The 20,818-nt window shown below is 39.0% G+C and carries 22 protein-coding genes; 10 read left to right on the top strand and 12 right to left on the bottom strand.

Features of this window, described 5'->3' with window-relative positions; translation table 11 throughout:
* The first annotated feature begins 20 nt into the window (after nt 1-20).
* Nucleotides 21-236 (top strand): hypothetical protein, encoded by a 216-nt coding sequence (locus tag BUB56_RS09865; protein WP_110941149.1) that lies wholly within the window; start codon nt 21-23, stop codon nt 234-236.
* A gap of 53 nt (nt 237-289) precedes the next feature.
* Here BUB56_RS09865 and BUB56_RS09860 read toward each other — a convergent pair whose 3' ends face one another.
* From BUB56_RS09860 to dnaA, 11 genes are all read right to left on the bottom strand, one after another.
* A complete protein-coding gene (locus tag BUB56_RS09860) occupies nt 290-1,138 on the bottom strand; it encodes a 4Fe-4S dicluster domain-containing protein (RefSeq protein WP_110941148.1) in 849 nt (282 codons plus the stop codon).
* Between the two features lie 163 nt (nt 1,139-1,301).
* The gene (locus BUB56_RS09855) at nt 1,302-2,099 is read right to left on the bottom strand and encodes a SigB/SigF/SigG family RNA polymerase sigma factor (RefSeq protein WP_110941147.1); all 798 of its coding nucleotides are present in this window, start codon (nt 2,097-2,099) and stop codon (nt 1,302-1,304) included.
* Nucleotides 2,099-2,512: an ATP-binding protein gene (locus tag BUB56_RS09850; RefSeq protein WP_242946280.1), complete on the bottom strand. Its 414-nt coding sequence runs from the start codon at nt 2,510-2,512 to the stop codon at nt 2,099-2,101. The genes BUB56_RS09855 and BUB56_RS09850 overlap by 1 nt, the downstream gene beginning before the upstream one ends.
* Before the next feature lie 50 nt (nt 2,513-2,562).
* Entirely contained in the window at nt 2,563-2,880 is a 318-nt protein-coding gene (locus BUB56_RS09845; protein ID WP_242946279.1) for an STAS domain-containing protein, read from the bottom strand.
* Between the two features lie 356 nt (nt 2,881-3,236).
* Complete coding sequence (gyrA, locus tag BUB56_RS09840) at nt 3,237-5,678, bottom strand: DNA gyrase subunit A (RefSeq protein ID WP_110941145.1); 2,442 nt, start codon at nt 5,676-5,678, stop codon at nt 3,237-3,239.
* Nucleotides 5,679-5,693: 15 nt separating this feature from the next.
* Nucleotides 5,694-7,604: a DNA topoisomerase (ATP-hydrolyzing) subunit B gene (gene gyrB / locus BUB56_RS09835; RefSeq protein WP_110941144.1), complete on the bottom strand. Its 1,911-nt coding sequence runs from the start codon at nt 7,602-7,604 to the stop codon at nt 5,694-5,696.
* 379 nt (nt 7,605-7,983) lie between these two features.
* Nucleotides 7,984-8,280, bottom strand: coding sequence for an extracellular matrix regulator RemB (remB, locus tag BUB56_RS09830; protein ID WP_110941143.1), 297 nt, complete (start codon nt 8,278-8,280; stop codon nt 7,984-7,986).
* A 96-nt stretch (nt 8,281-8,376) separates the two neighbouring features.
* Nucleotides 8,377-9,492 (bottom strand): DNA replication/repair protein RecF, encoded by a 1,116-nt coding sequence (gene recF, locus BUB56_RS09825; RefSeq protein ID WP_110941142.1) that lies wholly within the window; start codon nt 9,490-9,492, stop codon nt 8,377-8,379.
* Nucleotides 9,493-9,605: 113 nt separating this feature from the next.
* Nucleotides 9,606-9,815, bottom strand: coding sequence for an RNA-binding S4 domain-containing protein (locus BUB56_RS09820; RefSeq protein WP_110941141.1), 210 nt, complete (start codon nt 9,813-9,815; stop codon nt 9,606-9,608).
* Between the two features lie 132 nt (nt 9,816-9,947).
* On the bottom strand, nt 9,948-11,051 hold the full coding sequence (gene dnaN / locus BUB56_RS09815) for a DNA polymerase III subunit beta (RefSeq protein ID WP_110941140.1): 1,104 nt from the start codon (nt 11,049-11,051) through the stop codon (nt 9,948-9,950).
* A gap of 233 nt (nt 11,052-11,284) precedes the next feature.
* A complete protein-coding gene (dnaA, locus tag BUB56_RS09810) occupies nt 11,285-12,619 on the bottom strand; it encodes a chromosomal replication initiator protein DnaA (protein ID WP_110941139.1) in 1,335 nt (444 codons plus the stop codon).
* A gap of 593 nt (nt 12,620-13,212) precedes the next feature.
* Between dnaA and rpmH the strand changes: the two genes are divergently transcribed.
* From rpmH to noc, 9 genes are all read left to right on the top strand, one after another.
* Nucleotides 13,213-13,347 carry a 50S ribosomal protein L34 gene (gene rpmH / locus BUB56_RS09805; protein WP_110941138.1) on the top strand — a complete coding sequence of 45 codons (135 nt, stop codon included), beginning with the start codon at nt 13,213-13,215 and terminating at the stop codon, nt 13,345-13,347.
* A 146-nt stretch (nt 13,348-13,493) separates the two neighbouring features.
* Nucleotides 13,494-13,829, top strand: a complete 336-nt coding sequence (rnpA, locus tag BUB56_RS09800) for a ribonuclease P protein component (RefSeq protein ID WP_110941137.1) — start codon at nt 13,494-13,496, stop codon at nt 13,827-13,829.
* Nucleotides 13,830-13,839: 10 nt separating this feature from the next.
* Nucleotides 13,840-14,049 carry a membrane protein insertion efficiency factor YidD gene (gene yidD, locus BUB56_RS09795; protein ID WP_110941136.1) on the top strand — a complete coding sequence of 70 codons (210 nt, stop codon included), beginning with the start codon at nt 13,840-13,842 and terminating at the stop codon, nt 14,047-14,049.
* A 21-nt stretch (nt 14,050-14,070) separates the two neighbouring features.
* Entirely contained in the window at nt 14,071-14,724 is a 654-nt protein-coding gene (locus BUB56_RS09790) for a YidC/Oxa1 family membrane protein insertase (protein ID WP_110941135.1), read from the top strand.
* 1 nt (nt 14,725) lies between these two features.
* Nucleotides 14,726-15,343: an RNA-binding cell elongation regulator Jag/EloR gene (gene jag, locus BUB56_RS09785; protein WP_110941134.1), complete on the top strand. Its 618-nt coding sequence runs from the start codon at nt 14,726-14,728 to the stop codon at nt 15,341-15,343.
* A 115-nt stretch (nt 15,344-15,458) separates the two neighbouring features.
* Nucleotides 15,459-16,841, top strand: a complete 1,383-nt coding sequence (gene mnmE / locus BUB56_RS09780; RefSeq protein WP_110941133.1) for a tRNA uridine-5-carboxymethylaminomethyl(34) synthesis GTPase MnmE — start codon at nt 15,459-15,461, stop codon at nt 16,839-16,841.
* A 14-nt stretch (nt 16,842-16,855) separates the two neighbouring features.
* Nucleotides 16,856-18,751, top strand: a complete 1,896-nt coding sequence (mnmG, locus tag BUB56_RS09775; RefSeq protein WP_110941132.1) for a tRNA uridine-5-carboxymethylaminomethyl(34) synthesis enzyme MnmG — start codon at nt 16,856-16,858, stop codon at nt 18,749-18,751.
* On the top strand, nt 18,738-19,463 hold the full coding sequence (gene rsmG, locus BUB56_RS09770) for a 16S rRNA (guanine(527)-N(7))-methyltransferase RsmG (protein ID WP_334292834.1): 726 nt from the start codon (nt 18,738-18,740) through the stop codon (nt 19,461-19,463). Before mnmG ends, rsmG begins: the two co-directional genes overlap by 14 nt.
* Before the next feature lie 128 nt (nt 19,464-19,591).
* Nucleotides 19,592-20,389, top strand: a complete 798-nt coding sequence (gene noc, locus BUB56_RS09765) for a nucleoid occlusion protein (protein WP_110941131.1) — start codon at nt 19,592-19,594, stop codon at nt 20,387-20,389.
* A gap of 27 nt (nt 20,390-20,416) precedes the next feature.
* On the opposite strand, the gene BUB56_RS09760 is transcribed toward noc, so the two are convergent.
* Nucleotides 20,417-20,686, bottom strand: coding sequence for a TMEM165/GDT1 family protein (locus BUB56_RS09760; protein ID WP_110941130.1), 270 nt, complete (start codon nt 20,684-20,686; stop codon nt 20,417-20,419).
* Between the last annotated feature and the right edge of the window lie 132 nt (nt 20,687-20,818).

Below are 20,818 nucleotides of genomic sequence, written 5' to 3'. Positions count from 1 at the left end.
ATCGAAAAGGAGGTTATATTATGGCAGAAGCTGCAAGAAAACCAGGCGGTTGGTTTGGTCAAGGCAACGAAAGCCTATTATTTTTCTTCTTATTGCTAGTTATCCTTTTTGGAGGAGGATTTGGCGGTTGCGGTAAGGGAATCGGCGGATTTGGCGACAACCCAAGTCTATTATTCTTCTTCCTATTGCTAGTAGTTTTGTTTGGCGGAGGATTTGGAGGGTTTTTCGGATACTAGATCATCCTTTTCAATATAGGAACGGGAGGAGCCTCCCGTTCCTATACATATTTTTATAGTGTTAAATCCTTCTCCATCTTCTCCCAGGTAACCCGTTCAATCATATCCGATAATCGCTCCCCCGGAGCTGCATTTTCATGATAATAGAGAATGATTTTATCCACCATTGAATTCATTTCTTCGGTTGTAATCATTTTTTTCATTCGATCGCCAATACGATAATCTCTCCCAAACTTTCCTCCTACAAAAACTGCCACTCCTTCTTTTTCAACTGTAACAGCCTTAAATGGACAGACTTTAGTACATGCACCGCAGCTTTTACATTTTTCAACCTCAAATTGTATTTTTTCCTCTACTTTTGCCAATGCCTTTACTTTACAAACAGAAAGACACAGACCGCAGTTTTTGCAGAGAGATTCATCAAAAGCAATCACTCTTTGACCCATAAAGCCAATGTCATTTAAAGAAGCCTTTGCACAGTTATTAGGACATCCTACAATACCTATTTTAAACTTGGCTGGTGTAGCCCTTGCAAAATGTTTTTCATGAAGAAGACGACAACTTTCCTGCGTATCTATAATCCCATGGATACATACCGTACCTTTGCAGGCCAAAAGAGGTCTTACCCGCTTACCTGTTCCGCCATAGGATAACCCGCTTTTTATGATGGCATCCTTTACCGGTTGAATATTTTCATAGGAGATCCATGGAATTTCAGCGCTAAGTCTTACGGTTATACCTACATAGCCTCTGGCATATTGTTTCGAAATTTGACCTATGGCAGCAAGCTCTTCTGCTGTAAAATTGCCGGCACGGCTAAGAATTCTTACAGAAAAATAGCCCTTCTGTTTTTGTGCAATAAACCCTTCTGCCTTCAATCGCACTAACTCTTCCTTTGTCATCACTAGACCTCCCTGTTCCTATATAAACATGATCAATTATTGTCAACCATAGGTTATTATAGCATAGATAATAGGCATAAAAAATAGAGTCATGGAAAAATTCCTAGACTCTATTTTTTACATATAAATAAAAAGGTTAAATTCTTCGTTCCATTTAACCCTTTTATAAATCCTTAATTCTTGTCAATTCTTTTCTAAATTTTTCAATAATCTTTTTTTCCATTCTTGAGATAGTCATCTGGGAAACCCCTAATTCATCAGCCACTTGAATCTGCGTCCGATTCTTGAAGAAGCGATCCTTAATGATCTTTATCTCTACCTCATTTAGTTTATCCATACACTTCGCTATAAAATCACGATTTTCAATGATATCAAAATGTCGATCATCTTCGCCAATTAAATCCATTAGCTGTAAATCCTTATCTTCACCATTGGTATCGTAGCTAAGATCCAAAGATTTTGGCGTATAGACCTGACTGGCTTCCATAGCCTCTAAAACCTGTTCTGCTGTACACCCTAAGTACTCTGCAATATCCTCAATTTTAGGGCTTTTCTGCAGCGTCTGATTCAGTACTATTCTTGCAGCGTTGACTTTTTTAGATAGCTCCTGAATTCTTCTCGGTACCCTGATAGACCAGCCCTTATCTCGGAAGTGCTTTTTTATTTCTCCAATAATGGTTGGTGTGGCGAAGCTAGAAAATTCGAATCCCCTATTCAGATCAAAACGTTCAATGGCATAAATAAGACCTAAGGAAGCAACCTGGTAAATATCCTCGTATTCAATACCTCGATTTACATATTTTTTAGATAAGATCTCTGCTATATACAGATAACGGTTTACCAGCTCATTTCTAATGGTTTTATCTTTAGTAGCTGCGTATAATTTAAATAATTCCTTCTCGTTATACTGCTTTAGGGAATTTAAATCTCTGTTCATGGTAGCAGGCGCTACATTCTTCATTAAATATCATCCCCTAAATATTTAGTCATTTTTATCGTTGTGCCCTTGCCAATATCTGATTCTAGTACAACTTCGTCCATTAGAGACTTAATAATGAATATCCCCAATCCTCCCTCCTTTGGACTTGTCAAATCCGGCTCCTCTACAGCCTCACAGTAAAAACCGTTTCCCTGATCCTGAACTTGTATTACAATCTTTTTCTCATCCATCCCAAAATGAATGTTGAAGTTATCGTCCTGTTTGCAATTACTATGAATAATCGCATTGGTACAGGCTTCCGCAACTGCTACCTTAATATCTTCAATTTCTTCAACATTAAAACCCATTCTGCTGGCGATAGCAGAAGTTGTTAAACGAACAACGCTGACATACTCCGGTTTACTTGGTATGGATATAGATAAACTATCACCCATTTGATATTCCACCTTCTCTATTATTTTTATGTTGCTCATAATTCATTCATTCACCCTTCTATGATAAATATTTTGTTAAGGCCTGTAATATTAAGCAGCTTTGAAATATTTGGCTTCGGATTTGCTATAATAATATTTTTATTATCTTGCTTTAAGCGCTTCAATGCACCTATTAACACACCTAAACCTGTACTATCTATATAATCTAATTCTTCACAGTTAATTCTAATATCTGTATTTTGTTCATTTAACAAATTAATTAACGTTTCTTTTAGCCTGTTTGCAGTGTAAATATCTATTTCACCAACCACTTCTACATACCACATATTCTTTTCAGCTAAATACTGCGTATTCATTTTTAATGACACAAAAAAACCCCCCTAACTTTCTTTTTTTGATTTTACCCAATCTGAGACAGCTTAAACATGTTTATGAACAATAAAAAGCTTTTTAATGTTCGTTGTAAGAATATGAAAAGTTTTGTTCTTTTTTCCCTTTATTGTAATAAAAAAAATACGCAAAAGCAACTATGCCTTTGCGCAAAATATCAAATAAGGGGGTTGTTTTAAGTCCAATGTATGCCAATGAAAGTATGATGAGCCGATCCTACTTTCCGACATAAACAAAAGGTAATATAAAACCTTTTGCTGGTATATATATTTCCCTTTTCTGATTGATTAAACAGTTTTCTAAAATATTTTTATTTATTTTTAGTTAATAATTTTTATTCATTATCTTCCTCAATTTCTTGGGCTACCTTTGCAATCGATACGATATTCGTATCCTGTCTCACCTTCATGAGTGTAACCCCTTGAGTATTTCTTCCCATTCTTGAAATATCCTTCACCTGAAGACGAATAATTACACCATCGGTACTGATCAGCATCACTTCATCCTGATCAGTTACAACCTTTGCACCAACTACCATGCCGGTCTTATCCTTTGTATTGTAGGTGATTAGACCCTTTCCTCCCCTGGATTGGATACGATACTCATCCAGTGAAGTTCTCTTTCCAAATCCATATTCGCTGACGATCAGCAGATCACTGTCCTTTTCCACCAGTTCCATGGCCACTACATAATCTCCTTCACTAAGGCTCATCCCCTTAACACCCATGGCAGAACGACCCATATCTCTTACATCCTTTTCATCGAATCGAATAGCCATACCGTCTCTGGTAGCCATGATAATTTCCTTTTCGCCATCCGTCAGCTTTACGCTGATCAGCTCATCATCATTTCTTAAGCTGATCGCTACAATACCGGATTTTCTGGAGGTATCAAACTGAGACAGTTCCGTTTTTTTGATAATACCTGTCTTCGTGGCTAAGATCAGGAACTTATTATCCTCAAATTCTTTTATCGGGATTACTGCCGTTACCTTTTCATCAGGCTGCAGTTGCAGCAAATTTACGATAGCTGTTCCCTTGGCCTGTCTTTTCGCCTCAGGAATATCGTAAGCCTTTAACCGGTAAGCTCTTCCTAAATTCGTAAAGAATACAATATAGTTATGGGTAGAAGTAATAAAGAGATGTTCTACAAAATCCTCTTCCCGGGTAGCATGACCAGCTACCCCTTTTCCACCTCTGCGTTGGCTTTTATAGGTATTGGATGGAAGTCTCTTTACATATCCAAAGTGGGTTAAAGTAATGGCTACTTCTTCCTCATCAATCAAGTCTTCCATATCAATTTCATCAGCAGCTGCAGCAATCATTGTTCTTCTATCATCATCATACTTATCTCTAATTTCCAGTAATTCTTCTTTGATGATACTTAATAAAAGTCTTTCATTCGCTAATATTTCACGATAGTGATTAATCAGCTTGATTAATTCTTCGTATTCTTCATCAATCTTTTCTCTTTCTAAACCTGTCAATCTTTGAAGACGCATATCCAGTATAGCTTGAGCCTGCTTTTCAGAAAGCTTAAACCGGCTCATCAAGCCTTCCTTAGCAGTCTGTACGTTGGAAGAGCTTCGAATTAACTGAATGACCTCGTCGATATGATCTAAAGCAATCTTTAATCCCTCTAATATATGGGCACGATCCTCCGCCTTGGCCAGATCATATTCTGTCCTTCTTCGAATAACATCCTTCTGATGTCCTAAATAGTGATAAATCATATCATACAGGTTCAGCAGCTTTGGCTGTCCATCTACCAAAGCAATCATAATAATGCTGAAGGTATCCTGAAGCTGGGTATGCTTATAAAGCTTATTTAATACTACATTGACATTGGCATCTCTTTTAATTTCAATGACAATACGCATGCCATTGCGGTCACTTTCATCCCTTAAATCAGAAATACCCTCGATTTTTTTATCACGTACCAATTCTGCAATTTTCTCAATTAATCTGGCTTTATTTACCTGATAAGGAATTTCATTTACAATGATCTGGGTTTTTCCCTTGGCAGTCTGTTCAATGTCCACTTTCGCCCGGACTATAACTCTTCCCTGACCGGTTCGATAGGCTTCGCGAATAGATTCTTTGCCCATAATGGTAGCTCCTGTAGGAAAATCAGGACCTTTCACGATCTTGATTAAATCCTCTACAGTAGCTTCCTCATCATCAATCAGCTTAACTGTTGCATCAATCACTTCCCCTAAATTATGAGGCGGAATAGATGTAGCCATTCCAACGGCAATACCATTAGACCCGTTTACCAACAGGTTTGGATATCTGCTTGGAAGCACAACAGGTTCCTTTAATGTCTCATCAAAGTTCGGTGCATAATCCACGGTTTCCTTCCCAATATCTCTCAGCAATTCTACCGCCAGCTTAGAAAGTCTTGCTTCCGTATAACGCATGGCCGCTGCCCCATCTCCGTCAACAGATCCAAAGTTTCCATGGCCGTCAACCAGCAGGTAGCGGGTGGAAAAATCCTGGGCCATTCTAACCATGGCTTCATATACAGAGCTATCACCATGAGGATGATACTTACCTAGTACATCCCCTACGATACGGGCAGATTTTCTATGAGGTTTATCAGGGCTTAATCCCAATTCATTCATTGCATACAATATTCTTCTATGAACAGGCTTTAGCCCGTCCCTTACATCTGGCAGTGCTCTCCCTACGATTACACTCATGGCATAATCGATATAAGACTTTTTCATCTCTTCTTCAATATCAATTTGTACGATATTACCAATATGCTCTAACATCTTTCAGCCCCCTTACTACACATCTAGATTGCTTACGTACTTTGCATTTTCTTCGATGAAATCTCTGCGTGGTTTAACTTTATCTCCCATAAGTGTAGTAAAAATCTCGTCTGCCGCTACTGCATCATCCACCGTTACCTGAATAATCGTTCTCTTTTCAGGGTCCATGGTAGTATCCCACAGCTGCTCCGGATTCATTTCCCCTAACCCTTTGTAACGTTGTATACTAATGCCTACCCTGCCGATATTATTCAATAAAGCATCTAACTCCTTATCTGAATATACATAATGCTCTTCTTTCCCCTTTTTAACCTTGTACAAAGGAGGTTGTGCAATATAGACATGACCGTAGTCCACCAAGGGTTTCATATATCGGTAAAAGAAGGTTAACAGCAAGGTTCGTATATGGGCACCGTCTACATCGGCATCGGTCATAATCACAATCTTATGATAACGAAGTTTTTCCAGATCAAATTCATCATCAATGCCGCAGCCAAAGGCTGTAATCATGGCACGAATTTCATTGTAATTAAGAATCTTATCTAATCTGGCTTTTTCAACGTTCATGATTTTACCACGAAGAGGTAAAATGGCTTGTGTTCTTCGATCTCTGCCCTGCTTTGCAGATCCGCCCGCAGAATCACCCTCCACCAGGAATATCTCGCTCAGTTTTGGATCTCTTTCAGAGCAGTCTGCCAGCTTCCCTGGCAGCGCCATGCTGTCTAGAATTCCCTTTCTTCGGGTAAGTTCTCTGGCCTTTCTTGCAGCCTCTCTTGCCCTGGCTGCACGAATAGTCTTCTCTATGATAATCTTTGCTTCTCCCGGATTCTCCTCTAAAAAGGCCTGTAAAGCCTCTGTGGTAATATTTTCTACGATTCCCCGCATTTCGCTGTTACCAAGCTTTGTTTTTGTCTGTCCTTCAAATTGGGGTTCTGTCAGCTTGACAGAGATAATCGCTGTTAAGCCTTCTCGGATATCCTCTCCCGTGAGATTTTCTTCTTTTTCCTTTAGAATATTGCTCTTTCTGGCATAATCGTTTATCACTCTGGTAAGGGCAGACTTAAAGCCTATTAAATGGCTTCCACCCTCGTGGGTATTGATATTGTTGGCAAAGGAAAATATATTTTCTGTATAGGTATCTGTATACTGCATGGCAACCTCAGCATAGGAGCCCTCTTTGCTGCCTTCAAAATAGACAATGGTATTGTTGACGATATCCTTGTTCTTATTTAAATATTTTACGAACTCTTTAATACCGCCTTCATAATGGAAAACAACTTTTTTGGGTGTTTCTCCCCTTTCATCGGTTAAACTAATACGAATACCCTTATTTAAAAAGGCCATTTCTCTTAGCCTATGCTCTAAAGTGTCAAATTTGTAGAACACCTCTTCAAAAATCTCGGAGTCTGCAAGAAAAGTTGTACTTGAACCGGTTTCTTCTGTCTCTCCGATCACTTCCAGCTCTGTTTTGGTATGGCCACGCTCATATCGCTGACGATAGATTTTACCCTCTCTTTTAACGGTAACCTCCATCCACTCCGATAAGGCATTTACAACAGAAGCCCCTACTCCATGAAGACCTCCCGATACTTTATAGCCTCCGCCCCCAAATTTTCCTCCAGCATGGAGAACCGTATGAATAACTTCTACAGCAGGCTTACCCATCTTAGGGTGAATATCTACGGGCATCCCTCTCCCATCATCGGTAACCGTAATCGTGTTATCCTTTCCGATGTTTATGACGATGTTTTTGCAGTAACCTGCTAAAGCCTCATCTATACTATTGTCTACAATTTCATATACCAGATGGTGAAGTCCCTTAGGTCCTGTGGAACCAATATACATCCCTGGTCTTTTTCGAACCGGTTCTAATCCTTCCAATACTTGAATCTGTTCGGCGCCATATTCTTGATTTATTTTTTCCATGTGTTTTTACCCCCTACGATTTACTTCTTGTGAATACGACTGAATTTCACAAAAAAACTACAGATTCAATGAATCTCTTATATTTTCCTATCTTCCGAATCAGTAGCTGTACTTACCTCTGCAAAATAAATCTATTAAGCCACTTTATATTGTGTATTAAAGAAAATACGTGACACTACGTGAGCGTCTCTTTGATCCTTTTGACATCGGTCTTAGCAACTGTATATAAAGAAAGCCTATAAAAACTTGTATATTTGAACGCAGTGAGTTTGCAAGTTTTAGCTTTCTTTGTTGGAAGGAGGTTTAGAACGACCAAAAGGACAAACCTAGCGAATCTGTGTCTGTATTTTCTAATTCTTCTACTAAATTATACAATCTGTTAAATATGAATCTCATCTATAAATCCGGCCCTTTTTTGAAGTGTTGTTGATGAAATGGGTGAATAATAGATCACAGATTTTACCGTATGCTTCTCACCTTTTTTCCCTGCCTCTATTCTTTCCGTAATCACGCAAGACTTCGGTACTTCTGCTGTAATACGGCAAACAAATCCTTCTTCCTCTGCAATCCTAAAGAATTCCTTATTATCCTTTGATTTTGCAACCGTGCCCATATCAATAATGGAAACGATATCACTGATCGGTATCACCATATCTCCACCCAAATGAAGAAACATCTCAACGCCTCCCTACAAAATTTATCCAAATTATATTATAACCTTTTATGGGTCTATATAAAAGAAATATTCGTTTTATTTGACGGAACCCCTACTTTAGTCCTTAGCATAAGGTTTTACATGAGCATTCTCGACGTAAAATATCTCTTTTTCATTAAACTCCATGGTTTCCAGATTATTTAGTTCCGTTGTGGTTACAAAGGTTTGAATGTCCCGAAGGCTTTTAATCAAAAACTGCTGCCGCTTCGGATCCAATTCTGACATCACGTCATCCAATAATAGAATTGGGTATTCGCCGGTCTCACCCTTCACCAGCTCAATTTCTGCCAGCTTCAAAGCTAAGGCAGTAGTACGCTGCTGACCCTGGGAACCAAAAATTCTGATATCAATGCCGTTCACATAAAGCCCCAGATCATCCCTGTGGGGGCCAATGGTTGTGCTGCCTCTGTTTATATCCTTTTCCAGGGTCTCCTGTAGTTTTTTAATAAAAAAATCCTTCATTTCTGCATCATTATTCTTCATAGGGATACTGCTCTGATACTTAAGCTCCAGGGTTTCCCTATTATCTGTAATCTTACGATGAACCAATTTGCTCAGCATGCTCAATCGGCTGACAAAGCTCATTTTTTCAAACATTAGCTTTGTCCCCAGCTCTGCCAGTTTTTCATCCCAAATCTCCAGGGTTTCCATATATCCTCTGTTCTGTTGTATTTTCTTTAATAAATTGTTTCGCTGCATTAGAACCTTATGATATTGGTGTAAATGATGAAAATACTTTGGTTTAATATTGGAAAGCTCCTGATCAATGAATCTTCTCCGCTCAGCAGGTCCCTCCTTCACCAACCTCAGATCCTCCGGTGAAAAAATGACCACATATACATTTCCCAGTAAATCTGCACGTTTTGTGGAAGTTAAACCATTTACTTTAACTTGTTTTTTCTTTTCTTCTTCTAGCTTTAACTCCACTGTAACCTTACCATACCTTTTTTCACCCTCTATTTTTATATAGCCCTGCTGCTTATCCATTCTAATGATTTCTCGATCCTTAGTAGTACGAAAGGATTTGCCCGCTGCAGTCATATAGATGGCTTCCAGAATATTGGTTTTTCCTTGAGCATTATCTCCAACAAAAATATTCACCTTAGGGTGAAGGGATAATTCTAACTGATGATAATTTCTAAAGTTAATTAACTTTAAATTTCTTATATACACAAAAGCACCCCACAACGCGATGGAAGTAACAAATCTGCTGTTTTAACGGAACCCAGCAAATCTGTGTCCCTGCTTTATAGATTATTTTTTTCTATATACTGCCTTTTTAGCGTCTATTTAACCACTGTAATAACTTGTCCTTCTACACTTACCTGATCTCCCGGCTTAATTTTTTTGCCCCGTTGATACTCAACATTTCCATTTACCTTTATCAAACCATCCTGGATCATGATCTTTGCATGGCCGCCTGTTTGGGCAAAATCAGCCAGCTTTAACAGTGAATCCAGTTTAATCATATCTTCTTCGATCCTTATCTTTCTCATCATCAACATCCTTCCGCTAAAAACATTTTCTACGCCTTAGTTTGTACAAAAAGCCTGTCTTCAAACATAAATAAATACCTTTTTTACCTTGAAAAGGAGTTTTCTATACAAAGGTATAGAAAACTCCTTTTATTAGTTAGCCAATCTCACCGGTAAAATGAGGTATGTATAATTCTGCGTATCTGTTGGTTTTACAATACAAGGACTTACATTTGTTGTAAATTCCAAATAGATTTCCTCACTATCAATGATCTTTAAAACATCTAAGAAGTATTTTGAGTTAAATCCAATATCGAGATCCTGACCTTCCAATTCTATGTTTAAGGTTTCATATACCCTTCCAATTTCTGCATTGGAGGTAATCGTCATCGTTTCATCCTTTATAGAGAATCTTACTAAGTTATTTTTACCTTCTTTGGCCAGCAGCGATGCTCTTTCCATGCTATCCAGCAAATTTCTCGTATTTACCTTAACTCTGGATTTATATTCATTTGGAAGGATCTGTTTATAGTTGATGAATTCTCCTTCCAGCAATCTGGAAATCACCTTAATATCCTTCATCTGAAATAATACATGCTTGTCTGTAAAGAATATTTCAACATCTGCAGTATCCTCATCTGAAATAATCCGGTGAATTTCACTAAGGGTCTTACCTGGAATAACAGCCTTACTATTTTCATAACTTTTAATGGTTCCTTGTCTAAAGGCCAATCGATAGCCATCTAGAGCTACCATATTAATATTGCTTTCGGCAATTTCCATTAACACCCCGGTCAGTATGGGTCTCGTTTCGTCTAAGGCTGTAGCGAAAATAGTTTGGCGAATCATGTTTTTAAAAAGATCCTGAGAAATTTGGTAGGAATATTCTTCTTCCACTACAGGCAGCTCCGGGAATTCTACTGAAGGTTGCCCAATCAATGCAAATTCAGAATTTTCACACCTTATAACCATATTATGATCTTGGTCGATTTGAAATTCTATCTCTGCATCGGGCAATTTTCTGATGATATCCCCCAGTATTCTTGAAGAAATAACAATGGATCCCTCTGATAGAATTTCCGCATCAATAGTTTGTTCGATGCCTAATTCTAGATCTGTACCCACCAGTTTTAGTTTTTGTCCTACGGTTTCTAATAATATGCCCTTTAAAATAGGCAGTGTGGTCTTTGCTGAAACAGCTTTTTGAACAATGGTAATAGCTGAAGCCAGTTGTTTTTGGCTGCAAATAAATTTCATCTGTGGATAACCTCCTTTGTTCTAAAAGGTATCTAAAAATATAAATTTTTAGTAGTAATAGTAGTAGGGGTTGTAGATTTGTGGATAACCCTGTCTGATAAAGAAAATAACTTTATTTAAAAAATTTTTAAGTTGTGAGTAGTTTATGAAAAGTTATCCACATATACAGTTGTTCAAAAACTCTTCAGACTTATACACAACTTATTCGATAGATGCCAACATGTTATTGTGTATTACTTTCCTTTTATATCCTTAATAATATTATCTATCTTTATTTTGATATCCATATCGTTTTCTATGTCTTGAGAGATCTTCTCATGGGCGTGAATTACCGTGGTATGATCCCTGCCGCCAAATTCATCGCCAATCTTAGGCAGAGACAGGTCTGTGAGCTCCCGACAGAGATACATAGCGATTTGTCTCGGATAAGAAATGGAACGAGTTCTCCTTTTGGAATTAAAGTCATCCAGTTTCAAGCCGCAGTGTTCGGAAACCACTTCTTTAATTAAAGGAACTGTAATTTGTTTTGGTTTAGAGGAAATAATATCCTTTAGCGCTTCACTGGCCAATTCAACGGTGACTTCTTTATTGGTTAAGGAGGAATAGGCAACGATCCGGATCAAGGCACCTTCCAGTTCACGAATATTGGATTGGATTTTTTTAGCAATATGAAGCATGACTTCGTTTGGCACATCGATGCCCTCTACCTCTGCTTTTTTTCTAAGGATAGCGATACGGGTTTCCAGATCAGGAGGCTGAATATCTGTAATTAAACCCCATTCAAAACGGGAACGCAAACGATCCTCTAATGTTGGAATTTCTTTTGGAGGACGGTCACTGGAGATAATGATTTGCTTATTGGCTTCATGGAGTGCATTAAAGGTATGGAAAAACTCTTCTTGCGTTCTTTCTTTACCGGCGATAAATTGAATATCGTCTACTAATAGGACATCTACATTTCTATATTTATTTCTAAACTCCACGTTTTTATCGTCACGGATGGAGTTGATCAGCTCATTGGTAAATTTTTCTGAGGAAACATAAACTACCTTAGCGTTTGGATTCTGGCCTAGGATGTAATGACCAATGGCATGCATCAAGTGGGTTTTTCCTAGTCCTACGCCCCCATAGATAAAAAGAGGGTTGTAAGCTTTAGCCGGTGCTTCTGCAACCGCTAAGGAAGCTGCGTGGGCAAAGCGGTTACTATTTCCGATTACAAAGGTATCGAAAACATATTTTGGATTTAAGTTTAAAGTATCAAAGGTATCGTTGTTTTTTGGCTGATGGCTTGCTTGAGAATACCGGATATATTTTTCGCTGCCAGGTACAATAAATTCCAGTTTGTACTCTGTAGCGGCGATTTGTTTTAAGGCATTAATAATCAAGCTGGCATATCTTGCTTCCAGAATACCCTTGGAAAAGTCATTAGCCACGGCAAGAATGATGACATTGCCATTCATACTCATTGGTTCGATTGGTTTTAACCAGGTATTAAAGCTAACCTCAGTAAGTTCTGTCTTAATGAGATTTAATGACTTTTCCCACATTTCATGCAAATTTTTACTCATGTTACAGCCCCCTACTTAATAGTAAATGAAAAACAACCCCATCCAATAGAAAATTTTTTTGAAATAGGAGTTGAATAAAATTCAATATCCACAGATTATCAACAGATTTTGTGGATATTTTGTATTCGCTGTATAATTTTTGATGTATAAATTTATAGATCTAGGAAATGAATAACGTTGTGGATATTTTTGTCACAGCAAATATATTCTGAAGCACAAAAAGGCTTGTACACATTAAAGGTAAAGAAAATTTATAATCCATTCACAGGATTTTATGGGAAAAAATCAAGAAATAGAAGTGAAACATTAAAGTTATACACACTTTTATCCACAGTTTGTGTATAAAAGTGAATATGTGAAAGGGCTTTTCCACATATCAACAGTTTTATACTATCATATCAAAATATGCGGGGAAATTCAATCGCAATCCAAAAATTATCCACAATAAATATAGCTGGGTATATTTTTATCCACAAAAAAAGAACTTTCTTGACAGATAGGGACGACAAAGGTATAATTATTTAGTAAATGCTCATTTTTAGGAGTATATAATCTTTTCAATATATAGACAGATTTTGAAGGGGGTGTTTTCGATGAAAAGAACTTATCAGCCAAAGACTAGACAAAGAAAGAAAGAACATGGATTTAGAAAGAGAATGAGTTCCAAGTCTGGAAGAAATATATTAAAGAGAAGAAGATTAAAAGGCAGAAAGAGATTGACTGCATAAGGCCGCATACAGTGGCCTTTTTCTATAACATGTTGTTTCCCGAAGATCAAGGATAACCCTTCTAGTATATACGGCCTTAATAGTGTTAGACCAGCTGAAGGATAAACGTTTCCAGATCTTTTCCCCATTGAAAGAAGGCATATTAGATGAAGGACGCTATGCGATTAAAAAAGAATACGGAATTTAAAAAGGTTTATGCCAAGGGATCTTCCATGGCAAATCGATACTTAGTACTTTTTATAATGCAAAATGGGCAGACTTTTAATAGGGTAGGCTTTTCTGCTAGTAAAAAGGTTGGAAAAAGTGTTGTGCGCAATCGTGTCAGAAGGTTAATGAAGGAAAGTTTCCATTCTGTAGAAGGTAAGCTGGAGCCAGGATACGACCTTGTGTTCATTGCTAGAGTAAATAGCAAGGAGGCTTCTTACATAGAAATTGAAAGAGCGATGATACACCTTTTGAAAAAATCCAAGCTGTTGAAATAGGTGAAGAAGCTTGAAATACATCTTTATTCTATTGATTAAGTTTTATCGTAAATATATTTCACCTTTAAAGGCGCCGAGCTGCAGGTTTTATCCTACCTGCTCTCAATATGCACTGCAAGCCTTTGAGAAGTACGGTGTTGTAAAAGGCGGTTATTTAAGTATTAAGCGCATTTTGAAATGTCATCCCTTTCATACCGGTGGGTATGATCCTTTAAAATAGTGTCGATAGGGGGTAAACGTATTGATCGCAAAACCGTTAGGAACGCTGCTGAATTTTTTATATGGATTAATTGGTAATTATGGGATATCTATTATATTCTTTACGATTATCGTTAAGCTGCTGATGCTGCCATTGACCTTTCAACAGCTAAAACAGACGAAAATGATGGCCGACATGCAGCCAAAGTTAAAGGAACTGCAGAATAAATACAAAAATGATAAAGAAACCTTAAATGTAAAAACCATGGAACTTTATAAAGAATATAAAGTGAATCCCCTGGGCGGATGCTTGCCGTTGCTGATCCAAATGCCGATCATCTTCGGTTTATTTGCTGTATTAAGAGAACCGATCAAATATATTGCAGATCCAAATTTTGCACAAGCTGTAAACGAGTCCTTCCTTTGGATTCCTAATTTAAGTGAACCGGATAAGATTATATTACCAGTACTGGCTGGTATTACAACATATTTTTCTATGAATACGGCTTCCAATCCAAGTGCTGCACAAAATCCTAGTATGAAGACCATGAATACCATATTCCCCGTAATGATTTTATGGTGGGGTAGAAGCTTCCCAGCAGGATTAACGTTATATTGGGTTGTAAGTAACTTGTTCCAAATGGCACAACAGTATGTAATACCGAAGGCTGGAACCCTTAAGGAGGAGTCAAATTAGTATGAAGTTCGTAGAAAAAACAGGAAAAACCGTAGCGGAAGCGGTAATTGCCGCTCTTGAGGAGCTTAAGGTTACAAGGGATCAGGTAGAGGTAGAGGTATTAGAAGAAGCGAGCAGAGGAATATTCGGATTAATCGGTACGAAGCAGGCAAAGGTTAAGGTAACAGTTAAAGACAATCCGGAAGAAACCGCAGTAAATTTCTTAAGAGAAGTGCTCAAAACCATGGGACTGAAAGCGGAGTTTAAAACGAAGTTAAAAGGGGACAATCTGTACATCGATGTATTTGGACCGGATATGGGTGTATTAATTGGTCGGAGAGGACAAACTTTGGATTCTATCCAATACTTAGTGAGCCTTGTAGTGAATAAGGATCGAGAAAACTATCTGCGGGTACTGGTAGATACAGAGGATTATCGGAGAAAAAGAGAGCAGACCCTTATTCGTCTTGCCAACCGACTGGCTCATAACGTGAAGACAAATCGAAAAGAAATTGTTCTAGAGCCGATGAACCCTTATGAGCGAAGAATTATCCATGCGGCTCTGCAAAATCACTCCGGTATTGTTACCAGAAGTGAAGGGGAAGAGCCTTATCGTAAGGTAGTCATTTCATTGAAGTAAACTTAAAGTTCAGGTAATTTTTCATGAAAACCCAGTAGCCATACTGGGTTTTGTTATCCTTTTAAATAAAAATTGGTATAATATATAGAAGCAATAAAGAATATGAGGTGATTTTATGATAGATGATACCATTGCTGCCATAGGAACTGCACCAGGAGAAGCTGGCATAGGGATTGTTCGTATGAGCGGGCCTGATGCAGTATCCATTTTAGATAAGCTCTTTGTGCCTACCCGGGGAAACAGCATACTGGAATATGGGGGAAGAAGACTAACCCATGGGCATATTGTAGACCCGGACACGAAAAACAGGGTTGATGAGGTATTGGTTACCTATATGAAGGCGCCCTATACCTATACAGCGGAGGACGTTACGGAAATAGATTGTCATGGTGGTATTGTGCCTGTAAGGAAAATCCTGGAGTTGGTCCTGCGTCATGGGGCTAGAATTGCAGAACCCGGTGAATTTACAAAGAGAGCCTTCTTGAATGGCCGAATCGATTTAGCCCAGGCAGAAGCGGTGATGGATTTGATACGAGCGAAGACAGATGTAGGATTCGATGTGGCGCTAGGGCAATTGGAGGGAAGCCTGTCGAAAGAGGTTAAAAGGATACGGGACAAGTTATTGGAAATGCTGGCTCATATAACAGTGAATATAGACTTTCCCGATGAGGATATTGAAGAAATTACATATCGTACGTTAAAAGAACAAGCAGAAGAGATCATCGGGGATATAGAAGGGCTGTTAAAGACTGCCCATACGGGAAAAATCATAAGGGAAGGGCTCAGTACCGTAATCATTGGGAAGCCCAACGTGGGAAAATCTTCATTAATGAATGCATTATTGAGGGAGTCAAGGGCTATTGTTACCGACATTCCTGGGACTACCCGGGATGTTATAGAAGAATATGTGAATATTCAGGGAATTCCCTTAAGAATCATAGATACCGCAGGAATAAGGGAAACGGAAGACTTTATCGAGAAAATTGGCGTAGAGAGAAGTAAGGAGTTTTTCAATCGGGCCGACCTGATCATTTTCGTACTAAATGCTGCAGAGCCCTTATCCTCGGAGGATGAACAAATTATGAAGCTGGTGGAGCATCGGGATGCTATTGTATTGATTAACAAAATAGATCTGCCGGCGAAGCTGGAAGAAAGCAAGATTCAAGAGCTGCTGCCTGGAAAAAGGATTATTCCTATATCTGTGCTGGAAGGAAAAGGACTTCAAGAACTGGAGGAGGCCATCGTAAAAATGGTCTATGGAGGAGAGGTAAAGCATCAGGACCACTCTTTTGTAACCAATGCCCGTCATAAAAATGCATTGGAGCGGAGCAAGAAAAGCATGGAGGATGCAGTTGGAGCTATTGGTCAGGGAATGCCCCTTGATTTTATCGAGGTGGACGTAAAGAATACATGGGAGTACCTAGGTGAAATCACGGGAGATACGGTTGGCGAGGATCTAATTGATAAAATATTTGCCAACTTCTGTTTAGGAAAATAAGGAGGAAAAGCATTATGCGGGAACAATTTGAGGCAGGAACCTATGAGGTGATAGTAGTCGGTGCAGGTCACGCAGGCTGTGAAGCTGCACTGGCAGCAGCAAGGATGGGATGTAAAACCCTGCTCTTGTGTATAAATCTGGATTCCATTGCTATGATGCCCTGCAATCCTGCCATTGGGGGCACTGGAAAGGGCCATTTAGTACGGGAAATTGACGCATTGGGCGGAGAAATGGGCCGCAATATTGACAAGGCCTTTATACAAAGCAGGATGCTTAACACTGCCAAGGGACCGGCAGTACATTCTTTACGAGCCCAGGCAGACAAGCTTCGTTATCATGTGGAAATGAAGAAGGTTATTGAAAATGAGGAAAACCTGGACCTAAAGCAGGGAGAGGTAATATCCCTGATAACAGATGATAAGGGAGTTACCGGAGTATTGACGAGGACCGGTGCCATCTATCATACAAAGGCAGTAATACTGGCTACAGGCACTTATTTAGGGGGCAAGATATTTATTGGCAGTGTAAACTATGAAAGCGGCCCTAACGGTTTGGCCCCTTCTAAGGAACTGACACAAAATCTAAAGCAGTTAAAGCTGCAAATGAGAAGATTTAAGACGGGAACCCCAGCCAGAGTAGATAAAAAAACTTTAGATTTCAGCAAAATGGAGATACAGCCCGGGGATGAAAAAATTGTACCCTTTTCCTTTATGAGCGAGGACCTTGAAAGAGAGCAAGAGCCTTGCTGGCTGACCTATACCAATCAAAATACCCATGATGTGATCCGTCAAAATATACACCGGTCAGCTATGTACGGCGGTGATATAGAGGGCACGGGACCGAGATACTGCCCGTCAATAGAAGATAAAGTGGTGCGGTTTGCGGATAAGGAAAGACATCAGCTCTTTGTGGAACCGGAGGGCTTAGATACTAACGAAATGTATGTTCAGGGAATGTCCACCAGTTTGCCGGAAGATGTACAAATTCGTTTTCTAAGGACGATTCCTGGATTAGAAAGAGTAAAAATACTGCGGCCGGCCTATGCCATCGAGTATGACTGTGTAGATCCTACTCAGCTGAAGCTTACGCTGGAGTGCAAGAATATTCCCTGCCTTTTTTCTGCGGGACAGTTTAACGGCAGCTCTGGGTATGAGGAAGCAGCTGCCCAAGGACTGATTGCGGGTATCAATGCCGCTTTAAAAATACAGAACAAGGAGCCTTTTGTACTGGATCGGTCAGAGGCTTATATCGGTGTTTTAATTGATGATCTGGTTACCAAAGGAACCAATGAACCTTACCGCATGATGACTTCACGGGCAGAATACCGGCTGGTGCTACGGCAGGATAATGCAGACTTAAGATTGACCGAGAAGGGGTATCAGATAGGACTGGTGAAAGAAGACCGATATCGGGTTTATTTAGAGAGAAAGCAGATGATCGAAGAGGAATTGGAACGCTTAAGAAGGGTGTTTATTACTCCGGAGCAGGGAAATGAATTTTTAGAGTCCATGCAGAGTGCCACCATTAAGAGCAGTATATCTTTATATGATTTGTTGAAGCGTCCGGAGCTGACCTATGATAATATCCATATTATTGACAGAGAAAGAAAACCGCTCCCTGATCATGTAATCAATCAGTGTGAAATACAAACCAAGTATGAAGGCTACATTGATAAGCAGCTGAAGCAGATTGAGCAATTTAGGAAAATGGAAAGCAAGCGCTTAGATCCTGAGATTGATTATCATAAGATTGAGGGATTGCGGTTGGAGGCAAGACAGAAGCTAAGTACCATAAAACCACTGTCTATTGGGCAGGCGTCAAGAATTTCCGGAGTATCTCCTGCAGATGTTTCTGTACTGCTGGTCTATCTGGAACAGCAGCGAAGAAAGAAGGTTGATGAAATTGAATAGCGTGTATATTCTAAAAGAGGGAGCAAAGCAAATAGGGATTGATTTATCAGAACAGCAGATTCAACAGCTGATCCAGTATAAGGAACTGCTTTTAGAGTGGAATGAGAAAATAAATCTTACTGCCATTACGGAGGAAAGGGATGTAATGATCAAGCATTTCTTAGACTCTTTATCCTGTGTGAAGGTTTCTCGATTAAAAAATGGCGTAAAGATGATAGATGTTGGTACGGGAGCAGGATTTCCGGGAATTCCTTTAAAGGTATATTATCAAGATATTCAATTAACCCTCTTGGATTCTCTGAACAAACGGATCAATTTCCTGCAAACCGTATGTGATAGCCTGGGATTAAAAGCTGTGGAGTTTTTACACGGCAGGGCAGAGGACTATGGCAATCATAAAAACTACCGGGAAAAATATGATTTTGCTGTGGCCCGGGCCGTGGCAGAGTTGAATATTCTGTTGGAATATTGCATGCCCTTTGTTAAAGTAGGAGGGTATTTCATTGCACAAAAAGGTCCCAACATTGAAGAGGAAATGAACCGGGGACAAAAGGCCATTGAAATTCTAGGGGGAAAGCTTGTGGAAAAAATAGATATCCCACTGCCTTTCAGTGAGATTAACCATAATATCGTGATTATAAAAAAAATAAAACAAACACCGACAAAATATCCTAGAAAAGCGGGTACTCCGACAAAAAGCCCCCTTATTTAGCTCGTTTCCTTGGTTTATTTGTAGAGCGATCGTGGAAGGAATTTCAAAGGAATAGAAGGAAGTGAGGCTTTTTTGACGAAATAATAAGTAGTATTGAGAGTATTTGTGAAATCAAAGGGGAAGATAACATGATCAGAGAGCAGGAACAAAATATTTTGCAAATCCCTGTGGGTTCAATACGTCCCAATCCTTATCAACCAAGAAAGGTTTTTACGAAAACAGCCTTGGATGAATTGTGTGAGTCCATTAAGGTATATGGTATACTACAGCCGATTAATGTGAGAAAAATCGGTCAGGACAGCTATGAGCTAGTGGCGGGAGAAAGAAGGCTGCGGGCTGCGAAGCTGGCGGAGATGGAGACGATACCGGCTATTGTAGTGAATATTGATGATCAGGACTCAGCTGTTTTGGCATTGATAGAAAATCTCCAACGGGAAGATCTGAATTTTATTGAGGAAGCGGAAGGCTTTGCCCATTTGCTTCATGATCACAACTTTACACAGCAGGATATCGCAGAGAAGGTTGGAAAGAATCAATCAACCATAGCTAATAAATTGAGAATACTAAAGTTAACACCTGAAATAAAAGCCATGCTCTTAGAGCATAAGCTAACGGAAAGACATGCCAGAGCCCTTTTAAAGCTCCCCGACGAAAAGCTCCAGATGGACATTCTACAGCAGGTGATCAAGAAGGATCTTAATGTTAAGAAAACAGAAAAGCTGATCGCAGAAGTTTTAGACAAGCTTTCACGACCTAAGGAACCCGAACGGCGGCAAAACATTAAAAGTGCTTTTAACTTTAAAATCTATTTAAATACCTTAAAAAATGCTTTTAATGCAATTAAAGAAACTGGTTTAAATGCAGAATATAAGCAATTGGACAAAGGCGACTATGTAGAAGTTATCGTAAAAATTCCAAAAACATAATGAACTCAGGACCTCTGGTCCTGAGTTTTAAATTTTTCCCAGTAACGTAAGAAGGCCAATGATGATGAAAGCAGCACCAGCTCCTAATTGAAGATAATGGGGAGAAATATATTTTGTAATATGGGTTCCTGCAACAACACCCAATAATGCACTTAAGCTAAGGGCTAAGGATGCTCCGATAAATACACCCAGCCTGGATTTTGATTGTGTAGCCAAAAGCATGGTCTGGAGCTGTGTCTTATCTCCTAACTCTGCGAGAAATACCATCCAAAAAGCGGTCATTATGACTCTCAACATATGTTTGTTCCCCCTTATATACACAGAGACCTTTTATATTATATTCAGAAGTTTTCAATGTATTATTTGAATATTTTTTGAGTTCCTTAATTTTCAAGAAGGAATCAAAGGGGTTGTAACGAAATCTATACA

Origin of the sequence: Geosporobacter subterraneus DSM 17957, from assembly GCF_900142145.1 — a bacterium.
In the GTDB taxonomy this organism is placed as follows: domain Bacteria; phylum Bacillota; class Clostridia; order Peptostreptococcales; family Thermotaleaceae; genus Geosporobacter; species Geosporobacter subterraneus.
The sequence above is the reverse complement of the archived record's forward strand: the minus strand, read 5'-3'. Positions and strand labels throughout refer to the sequence as shown.

Excerpts from the sequence above, each read along its gene's own strand:
- BUB56_RS09860 (WP_110941148.1), bottom strand. The coding sequence starts at position 1,138 with ATGACAAAGGAAGAGTTAGTGCGATTGAAGGCAGAAGGGTTTATTGCA.
- mnmE (WP_110941133.1), top strand. The coding sequence starts at position 15,459 with ATGATAGATGATACCATTGCTGCCATAGGAACTGCACCAGGAGAAGCT.
- gyrA (WP_110941145.1), bottom strand. The coding sequence starts at position 5,678 with ATGTTAGAGCATATTGGTAATATCGTACAAATTGATATTGAAGAAGAG.
- BUB56_RS09865 (WP_110941149.1), top strand. The coding sequence starts at position 21 with ATGGCAGAAGCTGCAAGAAAACCAGGCGGTTGGTTTGGTCAAGGCAAC.
- BUB56_RS09760 (WP_110941130.1), bottom strand. The coding sequence starts at position 20,686 with ATGTTGAGAGTCATAATGACCGCTTTTTGGATGGTATTTCTCGCAGAG.
- noc (WP_110941131.1), top strand. The coding sequence starts at position 19,592 with ATGATCAGAGAGCAGGAACAAAATATTTTGCAAATCCCTGTGGGTTCA.
- BUB56_RS09850 (WP_242946280.1), bottom strand. The coding sequence starts at position 2,512 with ATGGGTGATAGTTTATCTATATCCATACCAAGTAAACCGGAGTATGTC.
- rnpA (WP_110941137.1), top strand. The coding sequence starts at position 13,494 with ATGAAGGACGCTATGCGATTAAAAAAGAATACGGAATTTAAAAAGGTT.
- dnaA (WP_110941139.1), bottom strand. The coding sequence starts at position 12,619 with ATGAGTAAAAATTTGCATGAAATGTGGGAAAAGTCATTAAATCTCATT.
- remB (WP_110941143.1), bottom strand. The coding sequence starts at position 8,280 with ATGTTTCTTCATTTGGGTGGAGATATGGTGATACCGATCAGTGATATC.
- rpmH (WP_110941138.1), top strand. The coding sequence starts at position 13,213 with ATGAAAAGAACTTATCAGCCAAAGACTAGACAAAGAAAGAAAGAACAT.
- mnmG (WP_110941132.1), top strand. The coding sequence starts at position 16,856 with ATGCGGGAACAATTTGAGGCAGGAACCTATGAGGTGATAGTAGTCGGT.
- jag (WP_110941134.1), top strand. The coding sequence starts at position 14,726 with ATGAAGTTCGTAGAAAAAACAGGAAAAACCGTAGCGGAAGCGGTAATT.
- BUB56_RS09820 (WP_110941141.1), bottom strand. The coding sequence starts at position 9,815 with ATGAGAAAGATAAGGATCGAAGAAGATATGATTAAACTGGATTCACTG.
- BUB56_RS09855 (WP_110941147.1), bottom strand. The coding sequence starts at position 2,099 with ATGAAGAATGTAGCGCCTGCTACCATGAACAGAGATTTAAATTCCCTA.
- gyrB (WP_110941144.1), bottom strand. The coding sequence starts at position 7,604 with ATGGAAAAAATAAATCAAGAATATGGCGCCGAACAGATTCAAGTATTG.
- dnaN (WP_110941140.1), bottom strand. The coding sequence starts at position 11,051 with ATGAAATTTATTTGCAGCCAAAAACAACTGGCTTCAGCTATTACCATT.
- rsmG (WP_334292834.1), top strand. The coding sequence starts at position 18,738 with ATGAAATTGAATAGCGTGTATATTCTAAAAGAGGGAGCAAAGCAAATA.